The organism is Actinacidiphila sp. bgisy160 (assembly GCF_057707815.1).
In genome coordinates, this window is record NZ_JBYIQW010000025.1 from 14,961 (window position 1) to 36,494 (window position 21,534).

The following is a 21,534-nucleotide window of genomic DNA, read 5'->3' on the forward strand; positions in this document are numbered from 1 at the left end:
GACGACGTGCCGTCGGCGACGAACGTCGACGGCACGTCAAGTGGCTGACACCGTTGCCTGGTTCACTTCCCCGTGGAACCCGCGGAGCCCGCGGGCCGCGCCCTCCCCTACGGGGCGTCAGGCGCCGGGGGTGCGCGGCCGGTCCCCGGACTCCCCCCGCCCCGACTCCGCACGCTCCCACCGCGGATGATGGCGGCGCGCCCATTCCGGTGTGACGAACCCGGTGCGCATCCCCAGCCGCGCCTGCGGGTCGCCCGCCGCCATCCACAGGTGTCCCGCGACCACCGCGGCCACCGCCAGCGCCAGCCAGTCGTGCACGAAGGTCGCACCGGTGCGCCACACCACGCCGCTCAGGTGCGGGAACATCATCAGCAGCCCGGTGCCGAGCATGACGAGCACCGCGCCCGCGGCAAAGGACGCGTACAGCTTCTGCCCCGCGTTGAACTTGCCCGCCGCACGCCGCTCGTGGGGCACGCGGCGCAGCGCGTCGCGCAGCCAGCCCCGGTCATACGGCGCGAACCGGTTGAGCAGCCGCAGGTCGTGCCGGAAGGCGCGGGAGGCGAGGCCGGCGAGGGCGGGCAGCGGCAGGGCGATGCCGGACCACTCGTGGACGGTGACCACCAGTCGCCTGCGGCCCACGAGTTCGGCGAGCGGGGGCAGGTAGAGGGCCGCCGCCGTGCAGAGGCAGACGAGCATCAGGACGGCCGTGGAGCGGTGCACCCAGCGCTCGCCACGGGTGAACCGGCGCACGGTCTCAGGACGTGGGGTCATCGTGGCGTCCGTTCGAGCGGCCGACCCAGGCGTCGACGTCATAGCCGTAGTGCTCCCAGTAACCGGGCCGCACGTCCCGGGTGACCTCGATGCCCGAGAGCCACTTGGCGGACTTGTAGAAGTACATGGGTGCCACGTAGAGCCGCACGGGGCCGCCGTGGGCCGCGGTGACCGGCTTGTCCTGCATCCTCAGGGCGACCAGGACGTCGTCCCTGCGGGCCTGTTCGAGGGTGAGGCTCTCGCTGTAGACCCCGTCGAAGCAGGTGAAGCGGACGGCGCCGGCACCCTCCCGCACACCGGCGAGGTCGAGGAGGTGGGACAGCCGCACCCCCTCGAAGGGCGTCCCGGGCACGCGCCACCCCGTCACGCACTGCACGTCGCGCACCAGCCGGGTCTGCGGCATCGCCCGCAGGTCGGCGAGGGTGTGGGCGGCCTTCCGGTCGACGAGGCCGGAGACGGTGAGGCGGTAGTCGGTCGCGTCCCGGCGGGGAACGGAGTTCGCCACGTTGTAGATGCGGAAGCCACCGCCCCCGGGAAGCAGCCCGCTGAGCCCGGTCGGGTCCTTGCCCGCCACCTGTGAGAGCGCCGAGTCCAGGCCGTCCTGGGCGCGGCTGCCGAGCGCCACCCCCAGGGCCCCCAGCCCGAGCATCCCCAGCACCACGCGCCGGCCGACCGGCGTGCCCTTGCCGTCCATGCGTCTCACGGTAATCCCGCGCGACGCGGTTGCGGAGCGCCGGGGTGGCACGTAAGCAAGACGTAAGGGGTCCGGCCCCGGATCAGCCGATCTCCAGACCCGCGTAGTTCTCGGCGAGTTCGGCCGCCGCGTGCGGGGACGCGGCGATCCGGTCGAGCTGGGAGATCTGCAGCCGGGTGTCGAAGTCGCTCTGCGCCGGGTCGGTGTGCAGGGTCGTGGTCATGAACCAGGAGAAGTGCTCGGCGCGCCACACCCGCCGCAGACAGGTGTCGGAGTAGGCGTCGAGCAGGGCGGTGGAGCCGGTCTCCTTCAGGAGGACCAGGGCACGGGCCAGGACGATGACGTCGGCGGCGGCCAGGTTGAGGCCCTTGGCTCCGGTGGGCGGCACGATGTGCGCGGCGTCGCCCGCGAGCAGGACGCGGCCCCAGCGCATCGGCTCGGTCACGAAGCTGCGCATCGGCAGCACGGCCTTGGAGGTGACGGGTCCGCGCTCGATCCGCCAGTCCCCTTCGACGGCGAAGCGGGCGTCCAGTTCGTCCCAGATCCGCTCGTCGGACCAGTCGGCGGGATCGGTGCCGTTGGGCACCTGCAGGTAGAGCCGGCTGACCTGGGCGGAGCGCATGCTGTGCAGCGCGAAGCCGCGGGGTGAGTGGGCGTAGATCAACTCGTCGCAGGACGGCGGGACGTCGGCAAGGATCCCCAGCCACGAGAAGGGGTAGACCCGCTCGTACGTCCGCCGGGCGGGCTCCGGCACCGCCGCACGCGTCACACCGTGGAAGCCGTCGCAGCCGACGACGTAGTCGCAGGTGAGCGTCTTCTCGCGGCCTTCGTGGCGGTAACGGATCACGGGGCGGTCCGTGTCGGCCCCCTCGACCGCCCGGGCATGGGCGCCGAACAGCAACGGAGCACCGTCCTCGACCTGGAGGGCGATCAGGTCCTTGACAACCTCGGTCTGAGCGTAGACCCATACGCGCCGGCCGCCGGTGAGGGCCGGGAAGTCCACCCGGTGGGAGCGGCGGTTCCACCGCAGTTCGATGCCGTCGTGGGCCAGACCCTCGCGGTCCAGGCGCTCGCCCGCGCCGGACGAGCGCAGCACGTCGACCGTGCCCTGTTCCAGGATCCCGGCACGCTGGCGCTGCTCGACGTAGTCGCGTTCACGCCGCTCCAGGACGACGCAGTCGATGCCGGAGTTGTGGAGCAGACGGGCCAGCAGGAGGCCGGCGGGGCCGCCGCCGATGATGCCGACGGTGGTGTGTCGCTGCATGTGTTCTCCTACTCCGCTTCTTCCTCGAGGACTCGGTTCGCGACGGCGAACGCGGCGTTGGCCGCGGGAACGCCGCAGTAGACGGCGGACTGGAGCAGGACCTCCTGGATCTCCTCCCAGGTCAGGCCGTTGTGCCGGGCGGCGCGCACGTGCATCGCCAGTTCGTCGAGGTGGCCGCGGGCCACCAGGGCGGTGAGGGTGACGCAGCTGCGGGTCCCGCGGCTCAGGCCCGGCCTGGTCCAGATCTCGCCCCACGCGTAGCGGGTGATGAAGTCCTGGAAGGGGGCGGTGAAGGCGGTGGTGCGGGCGATCGCCCGGTCGACGTGCGCGTCCCCGAGCACGGCGCGGCGGACGGCCATGCCCTCGGTGTGGCGGGCGCCGTCGTCGGCGGACGGCTCGGTCGCGAAGTGCTGCAGGAGCGCCGCGAGGACGGGCGCCGGACGTTCGACGCCGGCCAGGTGGGCGGCGCGCGCCACCTCGGTCAGGCTCGCCCCGGGGATGCCGTCGGCGAGGACGCGGGCGTCCGCGACCGGGGTCGCCGGGTCGCCTCGGCCCGCGACAACGAGGGTGGGCACGGAGATCCGGGCCAGGTCGGCGCGTACGTCGAAGGCGGCGAGGGCCTCGCAGAGGGTGGCGTACGACTCCGGGTCGGCGGCGCGCAGGTCGTCCAGGAGGGCGCCGGCGGCGGGCTCGTCGGCGAACTCCGGGGTGAACCAGCGGGCGGCCGCGGTGTCGGCGACGGGCCCGGTGCCCTTCGCCCTGACCAGGGCGGCGCGTTCCCGCCAGGGGTCCGGGGCGCCGAAGTCGGCGGAGGAGCAGACGATCGCGAGCGCGGCGACCCGTTCGGGGTGGTGGATCGCGAGCCAGGTCCCCACGGCGCCGCCGAGGGAGATGCCGGCGTAGGCGAAGCGTTCGGCGCCGAGCGCGTCGGCGAGGGCCAGCACCGAGTGGGCCAGGTCCTCGACCGTGCCGTCCTCCGGCAGCAGCGAGGCGGGGCTGCCGCCGTGGCCCGGCAGGTCCCAGCGGATGACCCGGTGGCCGCGGGCGAGGGCCGGGACCAGCGGGTCCCACACGGCGAGCGAGGTGCCCAGGCTCGGGCCGAGGATCAGCGGCGGCAGGCCCGGAGCGCCGTCCACCCGGTGGTGCGGCAGTCGCGGCTCCACGGCCTCGTACGGCGTGTTCATGCGGGCTCCTCGCGGATGGTGCTGACAAGTGAGTGCGGCGGTGTCCCGGCGTCCTTTCGCGGCCCGGCAGCCGGGCGGCTCCGAAGACGGCCCCCGACAAGGGTTACCCCGGCCGGCCCGGGTCACGGAAGGGGGCGAGGGAGGTCACGGGGACGTCGCCGCGGGGCCGGGGCGGCGCAGGGCCCGGTCGACGAGCGCACCGGCGGAGCCCGTGTAGCGGGTGGGGTCGGTGAGTTCCCGGAGGCGTCCTTCGGGGAGGAGGCCATCGAGGGCCGGGTCCGCGGCGAGGGCGTCGTCGAGCGCGATCCCCTCCTCGGCGACGCGCCTGGAAGCACGTGCGAGGGCGGACTTGGCCTCGCCGCGGCCCATGAAAGCGGTCAGGGCCGCGGCGAGACGTTCGGTGACCACCAGACCCCCGGTGCTGCCGAGGTTCTCGCGCATCCGCTGCGGGTGGACGCGCAGGCCCGCCGCGAGTTCGGCGGCTTCCCGGGCGGCGCCCCCGACGAGGCGCAGGGCCTCGCGCAGGGGCTGCCATTCGGCGTGCCAGGCGCCTGCCGGGCGTTCGTCATCGGCGGCCAGGGAGCCGTACAGGACGGCGGCGAGCGCCGGCACCTGGCGGGCCGCGGCGGCGATGAGGGTGGCGCGGACGGGGTTGGCCTTGTGAGGCATGGCCGAGGAACCACCGCCGGCGCCTTCGGTGACCTCGCCGATCTCGGTGCGCGACAGCACCAGCACGTCGGCGGCGACCTTGCCCAGCGCTCCCGCCGCGCAGGCGAGTGCCCCGGCGAGGTCGGCCACGGGCGTCCGCAGGGTGTGCCAGGGCAGCACCGGCTCGGCCAGTCCCGTCTCGGCGGCGTAGGCGGCCAGGAGCCGTGGGCCGGCGTCGCTCCTGCCGGAGGCGGCGCCGTCCGCCTCGGCGAAGGCGCCGAACGCGGCGAGTGTGCCCGCGGCGCCGCCCAGCTGCGCGGGCAGGTCGCCGCGGACTGCGGTCAGCCGGTCGTGCGCGTCGAGGATGAGGGAGCGCCAGCCGGCCGCCTTGAGTCCGAAGGTGGTGGGGACGGCGTGCTGCGTCAGGGTGCGTCCCGCCAACGGAGTGTCGCGGTGCTCCGCGGCGAGCCGCCCGAACGCCGCGGCCGCGGCCGCGAGGTCGTCCAGGACGGGGCGCAGCGCACGGGACGCGACGAGCATCGCCGCGGTGTCCAGGACGTCCTGGCTGGTGGCGCCGCGGTGCACATAGGGTGCGGCCTTCGCGTCCCGCTTCCTGGTGGCCTCGGTCAGGTCGGCCACCAGGGGGATCACCGGGTTGCCGCCGGACCGGGCGCGCAGTGCGAGGTCGCGGGCGTCGAACCGGCCGGGCTCGGCCGCGGCGGCGGTCACCGCGGCCGCCGCGGAGGCCGGCGCGAGCCCGAGCGCGGCCTGCGCCCGGATCAGCGCGGCCTCGGCGTCGAGCATGCCCCGGACGAAGGCGGCGTCCCCGGTCGCCTCCTCCGCGGCCGATCCGGCCCGCACCGGTGAGAGCAGGCCGACGTCCGCTCCGGGGTCAGTCGAATGCAAGGAAGACCGTCTCCTCATGGACCCCGTCGTACTGGAGCCGGACGTCGAAGCGGTGGACGCGCTCGCCCTCCGGAGTGGCGACCAGGGTGGCGCGCCGCACCGGCTCCAGGGAGCCGAGCAGCGGGTCGCCCTCGACGTCGCCGAGGTAGACCCGGGTGTGCAGGTGGTGGAGCAGACCGCGGGCGAAGACGATGAGCGACAGGTACGGGACGCCGCCGGGCGGGAGCGTGCGGATCACGTAGTGCCCGTCCGCGTCGGTGGCGATGCGCCCGAAGCCGGTGAAGACCAGTCCGTCGCGCCCCAGTACCGCGCCGGAGACCGGGTCGCGGCGCAGCGAACCGGGGGCGCCGTGGCGGGAGCCGTCCGGGGCGGGCTGCCAGACCTCGATCAGCGCGTCGGGCACGGGCTGCCCCGCTCCGTCGTAGACCCAGCCGTGGACGGTGACGGTGTCCGGGTGCCCGGCGGGGGCGAGGTCGCCGCCCTTGGGGAACGGCAGCGCGTGGCCGTAGAAGGGGCCCACGGTCTGCGACGGGGTGGGTGCCAGGAAGGTCATCGGCCCTCCTCGATCCAGGTGGCGGCCGGGCCGTCCAGGACGATGTCCCAGCGGTAGCCGAGCGACCGTTCGGGAAGGGACAGGTCGTGGTCGTACGTCGCGACCAGCCGCTGCCGGGCGGAGTCGTCGGTGACGGACTGCAGGATCGGGTCGTAGGCGAGGAGCGGGTCCCCGGGGAAGTACATCTGGGTGACCAGGCGCTGGGTGAACGCCGGGCCGAACAGCGAGAAGTGGATGTGGGCCGGGCGCCAGGCGCCCTGGTGGTTGCGCCAGGGATAGGCACCGGGCTTGATGGTGACGAACTCGTAGGAGCCGTCGTCCCCTGTCAGGGTGCGGCCGACGCCCGTGAAGTTGGGGTCCAGCGGGGCGGGGTGATCGTCGCGCTGGTGGGCGTAGCGGCCGGAGGCGTTGGCCTGCCAGATCTCGACGAGCTGGCCCCGCACGGGCCGGCCCGCGCGGTCCAGGACGCGGCCGGTGACCGTGATGCGTTCGCCCAGCGGCTCGGCCTGGTGCTGCCGCGTCAGGTCGTGGTCGAGGGCGGTGACGTCGGTGACGCCGAAGACCGGGCCCGAGAGCTCGGCGGCCTCGGGATCCCCGGCGGCCGATCCCGCCGCCACGGACAGCCGCTTGGGGTGCCGCAGGACGCTGCTGCGGTAGGGGGCGTAGGCCCGGTCGGGGTGGTGCCGGACGGCGCCGCCGTCGGCGAGGCGCCTGGCGTAGGCAGCGCGCTCGTCGGCGATCTCGGCGGAGATCTCGCCCTGGGTGGAGGGGCTGCTCATGCGGGGTCCCCTACCTTTCCAGGACGAGGGCGAGGCCCTGGCCGACACCGATGCACAGGGCGGCGAGGCCGGTACCCGAGCCCGCGGCCGCGAGCTGGTGGGCGACGGCGCCCGCGATGCGGGCGCCGGAGGCGCCGAGCGGATGGCCGACGGCGATGGCGCCACCGCGCGGGTTGACGATCGAGGGGTCGAGTTCGGGCCATCCGGCCAGGCAGCCGAGCACCTGCGCCGCGAAGGCCTCGTTCAGCTCGACGGTATGCAGGTCGCCGAAACCCTTGCCGGCCTTGGTCAGTGCCCTGCGGACGGCCTCGACCGGGGCGAGGCCGAAGTAGTCGGGCTCGATGCCGGTCACGGCGGAAGCGCGGATGCGGGCCAGCGGCTCGCGTCCGGTGGCCTTCAGTCCCTCCTCGTCGACGAGGAGCAGGGCCGCCGCCCCGTCGTTGAGGGGCGAGGAGTTACCCGCGGTGACGGTGCCGCCGTCCTTGCGGAAGGCGGGCCTGAGCCGGGCGAGCGCCTCCATGGAGGTGTTGTCGCGGATCGTCTCGTCCCGCGGCAGGTCCACTCCGTCGACCGGGACGACCTCGGCTTCGTACAGGCCGTCCTTCCAGGCGCGGGCCGCCTTCTCGTGGCTGGCGACCGCGTAGGCGTCCTGCTGCTCCCTGGTGATGCCGTGCCGGTCGGCGATCAGCTCGGCGCTCTCACCGAGCGGGATGGTCCACCGCGGGTCCATCCTCGGGTTGACCATGCGCCAGCCGAGGGTGGTGGAGTACAGCTCCTGGTGGCCCGCCGGGAAGGCGCGTTCCGGCTTGGGCAGCACCCATGGGGCGCGGCTCATGGATTCCACACCGCCGGCGACGGCGACGGAGACGTCGCCGACGGCCACGGCGCGGGCGGCCTGGATCACGGCCTCCATCCCGGAGCCGCAGAGCCGGTTGACCGTGGTGCCGGGCACGGTGACGGGCAGCCCGGCGAGCAGTGCGGCCATCCTGGCGACGTTGCGGTTGTCCTCGCCGGCGGCGTTGGCGTCCCCGAAGAAGACGTCGTCGATCCGGGCCGGGTCGAGGTCGGGCGTGCGCGCCACCAGCGAGGCCACCACGTGCGCCGCAAGGTCGTCGGGACGCACCCCTGACAGGGCGCCGCCGTACTTGCCGACCGGGGTACGGATGGCATCGACGACGTAGACCTCACGCAGTTGCCCGCTCATCGGGCGCTCCTTTCTGCGGCGACGGCGACGTGCACCGGAGCCGCGGTCTTCTCCAGGATCTCCTCCGTGGTGACCCCGGGCGCGGTCTCCACGAGGACGAGTCCCCCCTCGGTGACGTCGAGGACGCCCAGGTCGGTGATGATCCGGTCCACACAGGCCTTCCCGGTGAGCGGCAGTGCGCACTCCCGGAGGATCTTGGGGCTGCCGTCCTTGGCGGTGTGGGTCATGGTGACGATGACCCGGCGCGCGCCGTGCACCAGGTCCATGGCGCCGCCGATGCCGGTGACGAGCTTGCCGGGGATCGCCCAGTTGGCCAGGTCGCCGCGGGCGGAGACCTGCATGGCGCCGAGCACGGCGGTGTCGATGTGCCCGCCGCGGATCATCCCGAAGGACAGCGCGGAGTCGAAGAAGGCGGCGCCGGGCAGGACGGTGACGGTCTCCTTGCCGGCGTTGATCAGGTCGGGGTCGACGTCCTCCTCGTACGGGAAGGGGCCGGTGCCGAGGATGCCGTTCTCGGACTCCAGGACGACCTCGACGCCCGCGGGGAGGTGGTTGGGGATCAGCGTCGGCAGGCCGATGCCGAGGTTGACGTACTCGCCGTCGCGCAGTTCCCGGGCCGCGCGGGCGGCCATCTCGTCGCGTGTCCAGGCCATCAGGCCCGCACCTCCCTGGCCGTGACCGTACGGAATTCGATCTTCTTGTCGGCGGCCTGCTCAGGGGTGAGCGCCACCACGCGCTGGACGAAGATGCCGGGCAGGTGCACCTGGTCGGGGTCGAGCGCGCCGGGCTCGACGAGTTCCTCGACCTCGGCGACGGTGATCCGGCCGGCCATCGCGGCGAGCGGGTTGAAGTTGCGGGAGGACTTGTTGAAGACGAGGTTCCCGTGGCGGTCGCCCTTGGCCGCGCGGACCAGGGCGAAGTCGGTGGTGATGCCGCGCTCCAGGACGTACTCGGCGCCGTCGAAGGCGCGCACCTCCTTCGGCGGGGAGGCCAGCGCCACGCCGCCGTCCCCGTCGTAGCGCCAGGGCAGGCCGCCCTCGGCGACCTGGGTGCCGACGCCGGCCGGGGTGTAGAAGGCGGGGATGCCGCAGCCGCCGGCGCGCAGCCGCTCGGCCAGGGTGCCCTGCGGGATCAGTTCGAGCTCCAGCTCGCCGGCCAGGTACTGGCGGGCGAACTCCTTGTTCGCCCCGATGTAGCTGCCGGTGACGCGGGCGATGCGGCGCGCGGCGAGCAGGACGGCGAGGCCCGAGTCGAGGGCGCCGCAGTTGTTGGAGACGACGGCGAGACCGCCGACCCCGGCGTCGTACACGGCCTGGATCAGCGTGTTCGGCACGCCGCTCAGGCCGAAGCCGCCGACCGCCAGCGACGCTCCGTCCTGGACGTCCGCTACGGCCTCAGCGGCCGAGGCGACCACCTTGTCCATTCTGCGCCACCTTCTTGTTCGCCTGGTGAACTTAAGTTCACAATTTTTGCCACCCGAGTCTGATCCCCGGGCGCCCGCTGTGTCAACGTTGCGGGGCGGTACGGTTTCGACGACCTTTCGCCATGCTGGAGTGCTGATGACACCGCTGACCACCGCGACCGCTCCCCCGCCGCGGGAGGCCGTCGGCCCCCTGGTCCGGGGGCTGGCGGTGCTGCGCGAGCTGGCCGCGGCCGACGGCCGGCGCTCGGTCGGCGACCTCGTGCGCGCCACCGGTCTGGCGCGGTCCACGGTGGACCGGGTGGTCAGCACGCTCGTCCGCACCGGGTATCTGCGGGTCGAGGGCCGGGACGCCGTCCTCGCCCCCCGGCTGATGGAGATCGGCAACGCCTACCTCGCCGCCAGCCGCTTCCCCGACCTGCTGGGACCGCTCGCCGAAGCCCTCGCGGACGGTCTGGACGAGTCCGTGTCCATCGCCGTGCCGGACGGCGACGGGGTCCGCTTCGTCCACCAGGCGACCCGGCGCCGCGCGATGTCCCTGACCTTCCGCATCGGTGACCAGCTGCCGGCCGAACGCGGCGCCCCCGGGGCGCTGTTCGCCGGCGACTGGGACGACGCGGACTGGCAGCGCTGGCACCGGCGCCGCGCGGCGGACCCGCTGGACACCGGCTTCCCCGCGCTGCCGCGCGGGCGCGGGGAAGCCGCCGCCTCCTTCCAGGAGCGGGTCGCCGCCGCCCGCGCCCACGGCTGGTCGGTGGACGACCAGCTGATCGAGCCGGGACTGCTCGCCATCGCCGTGCCCGTACGGGACACCGCCGGGCAGCCGGTGTGCGCGGTGAGCGTGGTCAGCCACACCAGCAGGCACAGCGCCGACTCGCTGCGCGAGGCCGTGCTGCCCCGGCTGCGGGAGACGGTCGCGGCCATGGAGGACGCCCTCGCACGGCCCGCCGACGTGGCCGCCCCCTCCCCCGCCGGTGCTTCGCCCGCCGCCTGGACACGGGCCTCCAAGCAGGAACTCGGGCCTGAGTTCGTGGAGTCCCTGGCCCGCGGGCTGGCCGTGCTCACCGCCTTCGGCGAGGGCCGGGCCGAACTCCCGCTCACCGCCGTAGCCGAGGCCACCGGGCTGGCCCGCGCCACCGCGCGGCGCTCCCTGATCACCCTGGAGCACCTGGGCTACGTCGCCTCCGAGGACCGCCTCTTCCGGCTCACGCCGCACGTGCTGGAGCTGGGCTGCGCCCACCTGTCACGGCTGACGCTCCCCGAGATCGCCCAGCCCCATCTGATCGAACTGGTGGAGGCGGTGCACGACTCCGCGTCGATGGCGGTGCTGTCCGGCGAGGACATCCAGTACGTGGCGCGCGTCCCGACCGTCCGCATCATGAGTGTCAACATCACGGTCGGCACCCGCTTCCCCGCGTACGCGACCGCGATGGGGCGCGTTCTGCTGGCGGGACTGCCCGAGCGTGAGCGCGAGGCGCACCTCGCGCGCACCGACTTCACGCGGCTGACCCGGTACACCGTCACGGACGCACCGCGCCTGGCCCATGTCCTCGGCCAGGTCGCCGCCGAGGGGCACGCCCTGGTCAGCGAGGAACTGGAGGAGGGTCTGCGGTCCATCGCCGTCCCCGTCCGAGACCGCGGCGGCCGGGTGGTGGCCGCGATCAACGTCTCCATGCACGCCAGCCGCCGCTCCGTGGAGGTGTCCCGCTCCGAACTGCTGCCACCGCTCCGGGAGGCGGCCGCGCGCATCGGCGACGACCTCTGCGTGGTCGGCCGTTACGCGCGCGTACCGGCCGGCTGAGGGGGCCTGTGGACAAGTGGTCCATGGCGTCCGCGAGCGGGCATCATCGAGGGACGAGGGGGGACTCGCGGGGGGGGTGGGCGATGAGCACGGTATGGGCGTCGTTACGGGCGCTGCTGGCGATCGTGCTGCTGGCGGGGCTGGTCGTGCTGATCGGCGGGCTCGGGCTCGGCGTGCTGGGACTGCTCGGCCTCTTCCTGCTCGCGGCCCGTGACGGCCAGGCCGATCTGGCCATACGCGGGGTCGTCGTCGCGGCGGCCGCCGTCCCGCTGCTGCTGAGCATGGTCCAGGGGCTGGGCGCGATCACCCGGTCGGCGCCCCCGCGGACCGATGCGCTACCGGTCACGCGCGAAGAGGCACCCGGGCTGTGGGAGTTGGCCACCGGCATCGCCTGGCGGGCCGGCGCGCGCCCGCCGGACGTACTGCTGCTGACCGGGGACGCCAACGCCTCCGTGTCCGAGGACGGGGCCGCGCTGGGCCTGCTGTCCGGGCAGCGGCGACTCCACTTGGGCCTGCCCCTGCTGGCGAGCCTCACCCACGCGGAGCTGAGGGCTGTGCTGGCCCACGAGTTCGGCCACTTCTCCCACCGCCACACACGTTTCGGCGCGGTCGCGTACCGGTGCGACGTGGCGCTGGCCACGACGCTCGGTGAGTGGGACTCCGGCAGGAGGTGGTGGTTCTCGCTCCCGCACCTCGTGGTGCGCGGCTCCGTGCGGCTGTACGCGCTGGTCTTCCGCCGGCTCACCTTCGCGGTGCGACGCCACCAGGAACTGGAGGCGGACCGCACAGCCGCGCGCCTGGCCGGGAGCGAGGTGACGGCGTCGGCGCTGCGAGCCACGCACGGCACCGCTTCGGCGTGGCGGAGGTTCCAGCGGGAGTGGCTCGATCCGGCAGCCCTGGTGGGGATGCACCCCGACAACCCCTATCTGGCGTTCCGTTCGCTCCTCGGCGAACTGGGCGTCCGGCGCGTGCCGGTGGAGGAGGACCGCACCCGGCCGGGCCGGCGCGACTCGCACCCGCCGCTCGGTCTCCGGCTGCGCCGCCTCGCGGAACTCGACGTGCCGCCCGGGGAGGACGACGGGGCGGGTGCGCTCCGGCTGCTCCCCGAGGACGTGGGACGCGTGGTCGAGGAACTGCGCGGTCCGTCGGCCCACAGCCTGACGACCGTCCCGTGGGAGCGCTGGACCGAACTCTCGGCCAACCGCGTGGCGGGCACGCGCGCCTGGGGCCTGCTGCGCGCCGCCTCCCGCGCGACCGGGGAGCGTCTACCAGGGCTGGACACCGTACTGCGTGTGCTCGCCGAGGACGGCACGGAGCCGCTGGCCCGGGAGTTCGGCGGCACCCGCGAGGAACTGGCGGAGGCGCTCCACGGGCTGGTGGGCCACACCTTGCTCAGGGAGGGGCGGGCCTCCTGGGTCCCGCTGTGGGGCGGCGGCACCCGCCTGGTGTGTGAGGGCCTGGCCGACGACGGGCTGCGCGTGCTCGTCGCGGAGGCCCTCTCCGAGCCGCCCGAACTGGGCCGGTTGCGGCTGCACCTGAGGCTCCTGGACGTGGACCCCGACCGCTCGGGGCCGCCCGACCCGGCGCATCCGTGGCTGGAAGAGGACCCGGACGACGCGAAGGAGACGTCGTTCCAGGGATGGCGGTTCACGACCGTGGTGGACCCCGACGCGGAGGAGCAGAGGAAGCGCCAGACCCGTTTCGGTCTGGTGACGATCGGCGCCGCCGTCCTCGTCGGGATCCTCGTGGGGGTGGCGGGCGGCGGCGACGAGACGAAGCCCCCGCCCGGGATCCGCTGCCCCTACGTCGACGGCGCCCCGGACTGCCAGGCCCTGTTCCCCTCCCCGAACCCCAACCCGCCGCTGTGGAACTGGCGGACGGCCTACCCCTCGTACTACCCGACGTACGTTCCGTCCCTGCTTCCCGTTCCGGGCATCAGCATCTCGCTGCGGCCGGTCCCGAGGGTGTCCGATCTGGTGGTGCCGCTCACGCCCGCTCCCGCGCGCTGAAGCCGGCCGGGTCCCCCAGCGCGCCTTAGAACACCCCGATGCGCCGCAGGGCCCGCGCCTGACCGCCGGCGGGGCGCAGGGGCCAGTACAGGTAGCAGACGCCGCCCGTGCCGCTGCGCAATCGCCCGTCGGCGGTGTAGCGCTTCGTCCTGAGCCAGATGGTCTCGAACTGCGACCGCTTGTAGACGCGGCGCACCGAGGCGTCGTCGGGGCTCGCGGGGTCGTTGGCGATGACGTCGCCGTCGGCGGTGAAACCGATGACGCACATCAGGTGCCCGGAGGTCCCGTACCCCGCTCCGTCCAGCTCCGCGGCGAGGAAGGACTGGGACGTTATCACCGGGATTCCGGCACTGATCAGTAGTTCGACGTCGTCCAGGCTGCGCAGCCGGGTGATGACGCCGACCATGTCCCGGTAAGTGGCCGCGTAGGCCGCGTTGAACGGCCAGTTGCCGCAGCCCTCGTACTGGCTGTCGTAGGTGTGGCGGGCGGCGTGGTCGACCTGGGGGTCGGCGTAGGAGGGGTCGACCCAGGCCAGGTCGGCGGCGGTCGGCTTGCGACCCCAGTACTCGATGACCATCTGGGAGCCCGTGGGGCTGCACCAGGCCTCGCCGCCGTTGTCGTACTGCGGGTACTGCCCCTTGTGGATCTCCTGCGAGTAACGCGGCACGGGCAGTTCGATCCCTCGTCCCACGCCCGGCACGGACGCCGGCACCGTGAAGCGGTCCGGGACGTCGGAGGCCATGGCGCCGAGACGCCACACGGTGGGGGTGACCCGGGAGCCGGGGGTGCGCAGCAGGGTGAGCCGCAGGCGGTACGAGGCGAGCCGCAGGCCCGAGGCGGGGTCGTCGACGGCGAGGGTGTCGGTCCAGACGCTGGTCCTGCCGTCGCTCTGGTCGTCGACCGAGGTGCGCTTGATGTCGGCGTCGCCCGAGGCCCAGCGGCCCATCACGTACCAGGGGGACCGGTTGCCGTCGGTGTACGTGGCGCGCGACTCGACCTGGATCCAGGTGCCGGGAGGGGTGCGGGCGTTCCACGAGGCGACGATCTCGGTCGCCGGATGCCGGGGGGTGTGCTCGGGGGAGGTCCAGGTGGCGCACTCCCACGTGGCGGTGATCCCGGTGTGCGGGTCGGTGTACTCCATGGTGCCGGTGGGACGCACGATGGCCACACCGGGGCGCGGACCGGGCACGACGCCGGTGCCGGAGTCCCGCCCGCGGTACCAGTCGGCCCACCGGGTCCAGGCTCGGTAGTCCACCGCGGCCGCGTCGCCGTCGTGGGCGCCCGGCCTGCCGGCCACGTCGTCGGCCAGGTCGCACACGTCCTCGGCGGACGCGGCGAAGGACCGCGGGGCGGTCGTCGCCGCGGCTGCCGCGATGGCGGCGGCCAGCACCGTACGACGCGGGGTCGGTCGGGTCATGGCGGGTGTCCCCCTGTCATGGGCATGGACGACAGGTGCACAACTATCGCTCCACGCGGGCCTTTCGACCAGCACTCCCGAAAGGATCCGGGCACATTCATTGGTCGATACCTCTGACACAGAGAAAGGCGGGACCCGGGGAACCGTCAAGCATATCGCCGCCGTTTCGGCCCAATTAGTCATATTGAACTACCGAAAAAGCGTCGAACGGAGTGTCATGCCGCGTCGCGGGCGGCCCGATGAGAATGTGGCGCCGCCGGCCGACCTGACGCGGCCCCCGGAGGAATGGCCGATGCCACTCGCCGCCGCCAAGGGCAGACGTACGCCGGCCGGCCTCGCCCTGCCGGCCAACGGCGGCGCCGGATGGCAGGCGACCGCGGGCGATGCGGCCGCGCCGCTCCCGGCGGCCCGCCCGACGTCGGTGGCCTTCAGGTCCGGGACGGAGAAGTACCACGCCTTCCGCATCCCGGCGGTCGTGCGCAACCGCGAGGCCACCGCCCCGTCGAACTCGGTGACGGCACGGTCGGTCTGCTCTACGAGACCGGAATGACCTCCCCGTACGAGTCGGTGACGTTTGCGCGGTTGACGCAAGAGCCGAACGGGTGGATTTCCACATCCGGCCCCGCCACGGGTCGTTGAGCAGGGTCCACAGAGCGATCTTCCAAAAGGAGAACGAATGATGCGCATCGCGAAGGCCGCGGCCCTGACCGCTGTCGCCGGCGCCACCGTGCTGGGTGCCGCAGGCGCCGCCGGCGCGACCGACCACGGTCGCGGCTACGACCACGGCGGTGCCTCGGCGCAGGCAGATGCCGTCGGCTCACCCGGCGTGGCCAGCGGCAACGTCATCCAGGTTCCGGTCAGCGTGCCGATCAACCTGTGCGGCAACACCGTCAACATCTTCGCGCTGCACAACCCCGCGTTCGGCAACGCCTGCGTCAACGCGTGAGACGGCGCCCCCACGAGGGGCACGGAATGACGCACCGAGGGGCGTACGGGAAATCCCGTACGCCCCTCGGGCTTTGCGGAGAAGGCGGATTCAGCCGGAATGGGCGGCCATTTCCTCGGCCAGCGCCGCCGCGAAGGAATCCACGTCCTCCTCGGTCGTGTCGAACGAGCACATCCAGCGCACCTCGCCGGTCGACTCGTCCCAGAAGTAGAAGCGGTAACGCTTCTGCAGCCGTTCGCTGACCTCTCGCGGCAACCGCGCGAAGACCGCGTTGGCCTGGACGGGGTGGACGACGGCGACGCCCTCGACGGCGCGGACGGCCGTCTCCAGGCGCCTGGCCATCGCGTTGGCGTGGCCGGCGCTGCGCAGCCACAGGTCACCGGCGAGCAGCGCCTCGAACTGCACCGAGACGAAGCGCATCTTCGAGGCCAGCTGCATGGACAGCTTCCGCAGGTGCTTCATGGCCCGCACCCGCTCCGGGTTCAGCACCACGACGCACTCGCCCAGCAGCAGCCCGTTCTTGGTGCCGCCGAAGGAGAGCACGTCCACACCGGCGTCGGTGGTGAACTCGCGTAGCGGCACCCCGAGGGTGGCCGCGGCGTTGGCGATCCGCGAGCCGTCGAGGTGCACGGCCAGGCCCCGCTCGTGGGCGTGGTCGCAGATCGCGCGGATCTCCTCGGGCGTGTAGCAGGTGCCCAGTTCGGTGGACTGCGTGATGGAGACGACCTGCGGCTGCGCGCGGTGCTCGTCGTCGAAGCCCCAGGCCTCCCGGTCGATCAGCTCGGGGGTGAGCTTGCCGTCCGGGGTGGGCACGGTGAGCAGCTTGAGGCCGCCCATCCGCTCCGGGGCGCCGCCCTCGTCCACATTGATGTGGGCGGAGGCGGCGCAGATCACCGCGCCCCAGCGCTCGGTCAGCGCCTGGAGGGCCACGACGTTCGCGCCGGTGCCGTTGAAAACCGGGAAGGCCTCGGCCCGCGGGCCGAAGTGGCCGCGGAAGACCTCCTGCAGATGGGCGGTGTACTCGTCCTCACCGTAGGCGACCTGGTGGCCGCCGTTGGCGAGCGCGACCGCCGCCAGCACCTCGGGGTGGACGCCCGCGTAGTTGTCGCTGGCGAAGCCCCGGACCTCGGGGTCGTGGTGCCGGACCGCGTCGGTCGGGTGTGCGGTCACGGGCGGGGTGTCAGCCACTGGCGGGTTCCGTTCACTTCCTCGGCGGGCCGGGTCCATACGTCGGCGATGGCGTCGGCCAGGTCGGTCACATCGGTGAAGCCGGCGAACTTGGCGTTCGGGCGCTCCTTGCGCATCTGCTCGTGCACCAGCGCCTTGATCACCAGGACGGTGGCGGCGGCGGTCGGGCCCTGCTCCCCCGCGAGCTTGCGGAAGGAGTCGCCCATCGCCAGAGTCCAGGCCTCGGCGGCGGCCTTGGCCGCGGCGTACGCCGCGTTGCCCGCGGTGGGCTGGGAGGCCCCGGCGGCGCTGATCAGCACATAGCGCCCGAAGGGGCTGGAGAGCAGGCCGTCGTGGAAGGCCAGCGAGGTGTGCTGGACGGTGCGGATCAGCAGCTTCTCCAGGAAGTCCCAGTCCGCGAGGTCCGTCTCCGGGAAGGAGGCCGAACCGCGCCAGCCCCCGACCAGGTGGACCATGCCGTCGATGCGCCCGTGCTCCTTCTCGATACGGCCCGCCCACTCACGGGTGGCCTCCAGGTCCAGCAGGTCGACGATGTCACCCGTGATCCCGGCGCCGCCGGCGTCGAAGCGGGCCAGGTCCACGGCCTCGGCGAGCCGCTCCGCGTTGGCGTCCGCCGCGATGACCCAGGCGCCGGCACGGGCGAGCCGCTGCAGTGTCGCGCGTCCGGCGGGGCCACCGGCTCCCGCCACCGCGATCACGGCTCCGGCCAGGGGTCCCCTGGCCGCCTCGTTGGCTTCCGTCATCTCCGCCGCCTCCTCGCCTGAATCGGTCACGCGGCCACCTGGCCCGTGCCGTGGGCCGTGATGCCCTTGGTCGAGGCGATCACATCACGCAGCTTCTTGGCCAGGGCCTCGTAGAACATGCTGAGCGGAAACTCGTCCGGCAGCACGTCGTCCACGAGCTTGCGCGGCGGCTGGTCGAGGTCCAGGGCCTCCGGACCCTTGGCCCAGACCGAACCGGGGTGCGGCGAGAGGTAGCCCGCGACGAGGTCGTAGGCGGCGAACCAGTGCACGAGCTTGGGTCGGTCGATGCCGTCCCGGTACAGCGTCTCGATCTCGGCGCACAGCTGGTTGGTCACCTGCGGGGCGCGCTGCCAGTCGATGTGGAGCTTGTTGTCCGTCCAGCGTACGGCGTCGTGCTTGTGCAGGTAGGCGAAGAGCAGCTGGCCGCCGAGGCCGTCGTAGTTGCGGACGCGGTCGCCGGTGACGGGGAAGCGGAAGAGCCGGTCGAAGAGGATCGCGTACTGGACGTAGCGGCCCATGCCGTGGCCCTCGGCCTCCAGCTTCACGGCCTCCTTGAAGGTCGTGAGGTCGCAGCGCAGCTCCTCCAGACCGTACATCCAGAACGGCTGCCGCTGCTTGATCATGAAGGGGTCGAAGGGCAGGTCGCCGTGGCTGTGCGTGCGGTCGTGGATCATGTCCCACAGCGTGAAGGTCTGCTGGCTGAGGTCCTGGTCGCCGAGGAGCTCGACGGCGTCCTCGGGGAGCTCCAGGCCCAGGGTGTCCACGGCGGCGCGGCTCACGGCGCGGAAGCGGGCGGCCTCACGGTCGCAGAAGATGCCGCCCCAGGTGAAGCGCTCGGGCGCCTCGCGGACGGCGACGGTCTCGGGGAAGAGCACCGCGGAGTTCGTGTCGTACCCGGGGGTGAAGTCCTCGAAGGTGATCGGCACGAAGAGGGGGTTGTCGTAGCGGGTGCGCTCCAGCTCGGACAGCCACTCCGGCCAGACCACGCGCAGCGCGACGGCCTCCAGGTTGCGGTCCGGGTTGCCGTTCTGCGTGTACATCGGGAACACCACGAGGTGCTCCAGCCCGTCCTGGCGGTCGGCCGCCGGGTGGAAGGTCAGCAGCGAGTCGAGGAAGTCGGGCACCGCGAAGCCGCCCTCGGCCCAGCGGCGCAGGTCCACGACCAGGGCCTCGTGGTAGGCCTTGTCGTGCGGTACGAGCGGGGAGAGGTCCTCGACGGCGCGGACCACGCGCTCCAGTGCGCTCTCGACGGCGGTGCGCTCGGGCGCGCCCTCCGCGGAGAAGTCGATCGAGCCGTCCTTGCTCTGCCAGGGGCGGATCTCCTCCACCGCCTGCTTCAGGACCGCCCACGCCGGGTGCCGGACAATGCCGCCGCCGGACACACCGGTCTCGCTGGTGGCTGCGCTGTCCATCGATGCCGCTACCGGCGACAGAATTTCCGTCATGACCCCTCCTTCGCTGAAGAACCTCTTGTCGGCTCACCGTATATACGGCAGCTTCTCCCGTTCAAGTGGAGCCGGAGGAGATTCTTCCGCTGAAAGGGTCCCGGACCGAGGATCTTCCTGTGGGCGGCCGCGCCGTTCATTCGGCGTTCGGCCTTGCGCCGCAAGGGGCCGTTAGGCTGCCGGTGTCCGCCGATCACCCGCAGCACCCAGCACGGAAGCGATTCCCCTTTGAGCTTTCTCACCGTCGGCCACCGCGGTGTCATGGGCGTCGAGCCCGAGAACACCCTCCGTTCCTTCGTCCGCGCCGAACGTGAGGACATGGACCAGATCGAGCTCGACCTGCACCTCAGCAAGGACGGTGCCCTGATCGTCATGCACGACGTGAAGGTCGACCGCACCACGGATGGCTCCGGGCTGATCGGCGACCTCACCCTGGACGAGCTCCGCGAGCTGGACGCGGGCCACGGCGAGCGGATCCCGGTGTTCGAGGAGGTGCTGGACGCGGTCGGCAAGCCGATCCAGGCCGAGATCAAGGACGTCGCCGCGGCCCGCGTGCTGGCCGAGCTGATCCGCCAACGCGACCTGGTCGAGCGCGTCGACGTGCTGTCCTTCCACGACGAGGCGCTCGCCGAGATCCGCGAGCGCCTGCCCGACGTCCGCACCGTGCTGGTCGCCCAGGGCCCCATGGGCTCGGAGATCGTCACCCGGGCCCACGCGGTCGGCGCGAAGCTCGTCAGCCTGAGCCTGCGGCGGATCAGCCTGGCGCTGGTGCAGGAGTGCCATCGCGCGGGCATCTCGGTGATCGCCTGGACCGTGAACACCCCCGCCGACCTCGCGCTGTCGCGGGCCCTCGGCCTGGACGGCGTCGTCACCGACATGCCGGCCGTCAAGCGGGCGGTCGAGGGCGGTCTCACCGACTGGTGACCCGCCGGCCCCGCAACACGTCCGACACAGCCGTTCGGTCCGGCATGCGGGACCCGGTCACCAAGGCGTGGTGCCCGACCGCGGCACCGCCGACGTCTTCGGCGCCCCCGCCGGCGCACGAGCGCACCCGGCGCTTCCTGTCGCGGATCGAAGAGGCCGGCCGGCTCTGAGGCGGCCGTCAGCCGAGCTTCTTGACCAGCAGCTCGAAGGCGAGGTCGTCGCGCGTGGGAAGTCCGAACCGCGCGTCGCCGTACGGGAAGGGGCTGGTGCGCCCGGTCCGCGCGTAGCCGCGACGCACGTACCAGGCGATCAGGTCCTCGCGCTGGGTGATCACGGTCATGTGCATCTCGTCCGCCGCCCACTCCTCACGGGCCAGGCGCTCCGCCTCGGCGAGCAGCAGCTTGCCCATGCCGCCGCCCTGCAGGGCCGGGCGCACGGCGAACATGCCGAAGTAGGCATGCCCGTCGCGGTTCTCCAGCTGGCAGCAGGCCACGACGGCGCCGTCCGACTCGACCGCGAGGATCAGGCTGCGGTCGCCCTCGATGACGGCCGCCACGCCCTCGGAGTCGGTGCGCTGCCCCTCCAGCAGGTCCGCCTCCGTCGTCCACCCGGTGCGGCTGGACTCGCCGCGGTACGCCGACTCGATCAGCGCGACGAGCGCGGGGACGTCCTCCCGGGTGGCGGTACGGAAGACGGGGCGGGCGACGGGCTGCGCGGTCTCCATGGCGAGGGCGTCCTCTCTGCGGCGGCGGCTCGATCCGAGGCTAGCCGGTCGTGCCGGGAGGCGGCACGAAGCCCCTGGCCTCCACATGCCGCACGAACTCCTCGGGCGGCGCGCAGCCGCGCCGCCGGACCCCCTGCTCCCAGGCCAGGTCCCACGTCCAGGTGCCGTCGGTGGCCCGCCCGGGGCGGACGTACTCGTACGGCCCCTCGGCCAGGGGATCCGGGGCGTGGCTCACGGCGATCACGAGGATCCGGCCCCCTGCGAGGTAGTCCGCGAGCGGTTCGCGCAACTCCTCGGGCAGGCTCCCCGGGACGAGTCGCACCTGACGGCCCCTGCCGCGGCCGACGCGGGCGGGCGCGGCGGCATAAACGGGGTGGCCGTGGGCCGCCGGATTGGCGGGCCAGCGATGCCCTGGCGCGGTGGGCACGGAGCGCTCCTCGCCCGTGGGCGGCTGACCGGCCTCCAGCGTGACGGCGAACCCGCCCTTCCTCAGGCGGGCGGCCAGCAGCGCCGTCTGCGGCTCCGTGCCCCGCTCGCCCTCCCCCGGCGAGCGCGCGCAACCGTCCGCGGACCTCGGCGAGCGGCACGCCGAAAACCTCGCGGACCGTCTTGAGCGCACGCGCGCCCGCGGCGCCGGGCAGCGACTCGCCGCGCAGCACCACCTCGCCGTGGGCGGCGATCAGGGCGGCGCTGACGTGCGCGGGGACCTCGTCGCGCCCGCACTCCACCTCGCCGGACCCGCAGGCCTCGCAGGCACCCTCCACACCGCAGTGCAGGACGCCGTCGATGACGCACACGCCGGCGTGATAGCCGGCCTCGGCGCCGCAGCCGGTGCAGATCCGCAGCAGTGGGGCGATCGCGCCGGGTCCGTGGTCCATGCGGGGCAGCCTCGCGCAGCCTGAGGCGCCGTGTCA

Annotated in this window: 22 protein-coding genes; 6 read left to right on the forward strand and 16 right to left on the reverse strand. The window is 73.3% G+C overall.

What is annotated here, in order from left to right; all coding sequences use genetic code 11:
* Positions 1 to 117: 117 nt before the first annotated feature.
* From AC3EUJ_RS20360 to AC3EUJ_RS20405, 10 genes are all read right to left on the reverse strand, one after another.
* The gene (locus tag AC3EUJ_RS20360; protein ID WP_431963326.1) at positions 118 to 771 is read right to left on the reverse strand and encodes a cytochrome b/b6 domain-containing protein; all 654 of its coding nucleotides are present in this window, start codon (positions 769 to 771) and stop codon (positions 118 to 120) included.
* Positions 755 to 1,465, reverse strand: a complete 711-nt coding sequence (locus AC3EUJ_RS20365; protein ID WP_431963328.1) for a molybdopterin-dependent oxidoreductase — start codon at positions 1,463 to 1,465, stop codon at positions 755 to 757. Before AC3EUJ_RS20365 ends, AC3EUJ_RS20360 begins: the two co-directional genes overlap by 17 nt.
* An 82-nt stretch (positions 1,466 to 1,547) precedes the next feature.
* Entirely contained in the window at positions 1,548 to 2,729 is a 1,182-nt protein-coding gene (locus AC3EUJ_RS20370) for a 4-hydroxybenzoate 3-monooxygenase (protein WP_431963330.1), read from the reverse strand.
* Positions 2,730 to 2,737: 8 nt separating this feature from the next.
* Complete coding sequence (gene pcaDC / locus AC3EUJ_RS20375; protein WP_431963332.1) at positions 2,738 to 3,913, reverse strand: bifunctional 3-oxoadipate enol-lactonase/4-carboxymuconolactone decarboxylase PcaDC; 1,176 nt, start codon at positions 3,911 to 3,913, stop codon at positions 2,738 to 2,740.
* 144 nt (positions 3,914 to 4,057) lie between these two features.
* Positions 4,058 to 5,485: a 3-carboxy-cis,cis-muconate cycloisomerase gene (gene pcaB / locus AC3EUJ_RS20380; protein WP_431963334.1), complete on the reverse strand. Its 1,428-nt coding sequence runs from the start codon at positions 5,483 to 5,485 to the stop codon at positions 4,058 to 4,060.
* Entirely contained in the window at positions 5,454 to 6,020 is a 567-nt protein-coding gene (pcaG, locus tag AC3EUJ_RS20385) for a protocatechuate 3,4-dioxygenase subunit alpha (RefSeq protein ID WP_431963336.1), read from the reverse strand. Before pcaG ends, pcaB begins: the two co-directional genes overlap by 32 nt.
* Entirely contained in the window at positions 6,017 to 6,799 is a 783-nt protein-coding gene (gene pcaH / locus AC3EUJ_RS20390) for a protocatechuate 3,4-dioxygenase subunit beta (protein WP_431963338.1), read from the reverse strand. The genes pcaG and pcaH overlap by 4 nt, the downstream gene beginning before the upstream one ends.
* Positions 6,800 to 6,809: 10 nt before the next feature.
* Positions 6,810 to 8,003: a thiolase family protein gene (locus tag AC3EUJ_RS20395; protein ID WP_431963340.1), complete on the reverse strand. Its 1,194-nt coding sequence runs from the start codon at positions 8,001 to 8,003 to the stop codon at positions 6,810 to 6,812.
* Positions 8,000 to 8,656, reverse strand: coding sequence for a CoA transferase subunit B (locus AC3EUJ_RS20400; protein WP_431963342.1), 657 nt, complete (start codon positions 8,654 to 8,656; stop codon positions 8,000 to 8,002). The genes AC3EUJ_RS20395 and AC3EUJ_RS20400 overlap by 4 nt, the downstream gene beginning before the upstream one ends.
* Positions 8,656 to 9,426, reverse strand: coding sequence for a CoA transferase subunit A (locus tag AC3EUJ_RS20405; RefSeq protein WP_431963344.1), 771 nt, complete (start codon positions 9,424 to 9,426; stop codon positions 8,656 to 8,658). The genes AC3EUJ_RS20400 and AC3EUJ_RS20405 overlap by 1 nt, the downstream gene beginning before the upstream one ends.
* 136 nt (positions 9,427 to 9,562) lie before the next feature.
* Between AC3EUJ_RS20405 and AC3EUJ_RS20410 the strand changes: the two genes are divergently transcribed.
* Positions 9,563 to 11,224, forward strand: coding sequence for an IclR family transcriptional regulator domain-containing protein (locus AC3EUJ_RS20410; protein ID WP_431963346.1), 1,662 nt, complete (start codon positions 9,563 to 9,565; stop codon positions 11,222 to 11,224).
* 83 nt (positions 11,225 to 11,307) lie between these two features.
* Complete coding sequence (locus AC3EUJ_RS20415) at positions 11,308 to 13,233, forward strand: M48 family metalloprotease (RefSeq protein ID WP_431963348.1); 1,926 nt, start codon at positions 11,308 to 11,310, stop codon at positions 13,231 to 13,233.
* A gap of 25 nt (positions 13,234 to 13,258) precedes the next feature.
* Here AC3EUJ_RS20415 and AC3EUJ_RS20420 read toward each other — a convergent pair whose 3' ends face one another.
* Positions 13,259 to 14,650 carry a C39 family peptidase gene (locus AC3EUJ_RS20420; protein ID WP_431963350.1) on the reverse strand — a complete coding sequence of 464 codons (1,392 nt, stop codon included), beginning with the start codon at positions 14,648 to 14,650 and terminating at the stop codon, positions 13,259 to 13,261.
* A 292-nt stretch (positions 14,651 to 14,942) separates the two neighbouring features.
* Between AC3EUJ_RS20420 and AC3EUJ_RS20425 the strand changes: the two genes are divergently transcribed.
* Positions 14,943 to 15,200, forward strand: coding sequence for a hypothetical protein (locus AC3EUJ_RS20425; protein WP_431963352.1), 258 nt, complete (start codon positions 14,943 to 14,945; stop codon positions 15,198 to 15,200).
* Between the two features lie 126 nt (positions 15,201 to 15,326).
* On the forward strand, positions 15,327 to 15,596 hold the full coding sequence (locus AC3EUJ_RS20430; RefSeq protein ID WP_431963354.1) for a chaplin: 270 nt from the start codon (positions 15,327 to 15,329) through the stop codon (positions 15,594 to 15,596).
* 90 nt (positions 15,597 to 15,686) lie between these two features.
* On the opposite strand, the gene AC3EUJ_RS20435 is transcribed toward AC3EUJ_RS20430, so the two are convergent.
* The 3 genes from AC3EUJ_RS20435 to AC3EUJ_RS20445 are packed head-to-tail and all read right to left on the reverse strand — an operon-like array spanning position 15,687 to position 18,972.
* Positions 15,687 to 16,784, reverse strand: coding sequence for a threonine aldolase family protein (locus AC3EUJ_RS20435; protein ID WP_431963356.1), 1,098 nt, complete (start codon positions 16,782 to 16,784; stop codon positions 15,687 to 15,689).
* Positions 16,763 to 17,527: an SDR family oxidoreductase gene (locus tag AC3EUJ_RS20440; protein ID WP_431963475.1), complete on the reverse strand. Its 765-nt coding sequence runs from the start codon at positions 17,525 to 17,527 to the stop codon at positions 16,763 to 16,765. Before AC3EUJ_RS20440 ends, AC3EUJ_RS20435 begins: the two co-directional genes overlap by 22 nt.
* Positions 17,528 to 17,553: 26 nt before the next feature.
* Positions 17,554 to 18,972, reverse strand: a complete 1,419-nt coding sequence (locus AC3EUJ_RS20445; RefSeq protein WP_431963358.1) for a DUF6421 family protein — start codon at positions 18,970 to 18,972, stop codon at positions 17,554 to 17,556.
* Between the two features lie 228 nt (positions 18,973 to 19,200).
* On the opposite strand from AC3EUJ_RS20445, the gene AC3EUJ_RS20450 reads away from it, so the two are divergent.
* Complete coding sequence (locus tag AC3EUJ_RS20450) at positions 19,201 to 19,896, forward strand: glycerophosphodiester phosphodiesterase (RefSeq protein WP_431963360.1); 696 nt, start codon at positions 19,201 to 19,203, stop codon at positions 19,894 to 19,896.
* Between the two features lie 178 nt (positions 19,897 to 20,074).
* On the opposite strand, the gene AC3EUJ_RS20455 is transcribed toward AC3EUJ_RS20450, so the two are convergent.
* Positions 20,075 to 20,620 (reverse strand): GNAT family N-acetyltransferase, encoded by a 546-nt coding sequence (locus tag AC3EUJ_RS20455; protein WP_431963362.1) that lies wholly within the window; start codon positions 20,618 to 20,620, stop codon positions 20,075 to 20,077.
* Between the two features lie 40 nt (positions 20,621 to 20,660).
* Positions 20,661 to 20,942, reverse strand: a complete 282-nt coding sequence (locus AC3EUJ_RS20460; RefSeq protein ID WP_431963364.1) for a hypothetical protein — start codon at positions 20,940 to 20,942, stop codon at positions 20,661 to 20,663.
* Positions 20,943 to 21,087: 145 nt separating this feature from the next.
* Between AC3EUJ_RS20460 and AC3EUJ_RS20465 the strand changes: the two genes are divergently transcribed.
* Positions 21,088 to 21,522 (forward strand): hypothetical protein, encoded by a 435-nt coding sequence (locus tag AC3EUJ_RS20465; RefSeq protein WP_431963366.1) that lies wholly within the window; start codon positions 21,088 to 21,090, stop codon positions 21,520 to 21,522.
* The last annotated feature ends 12 nt before the right edge of the window (positions 21,523 to 21,534 follow it).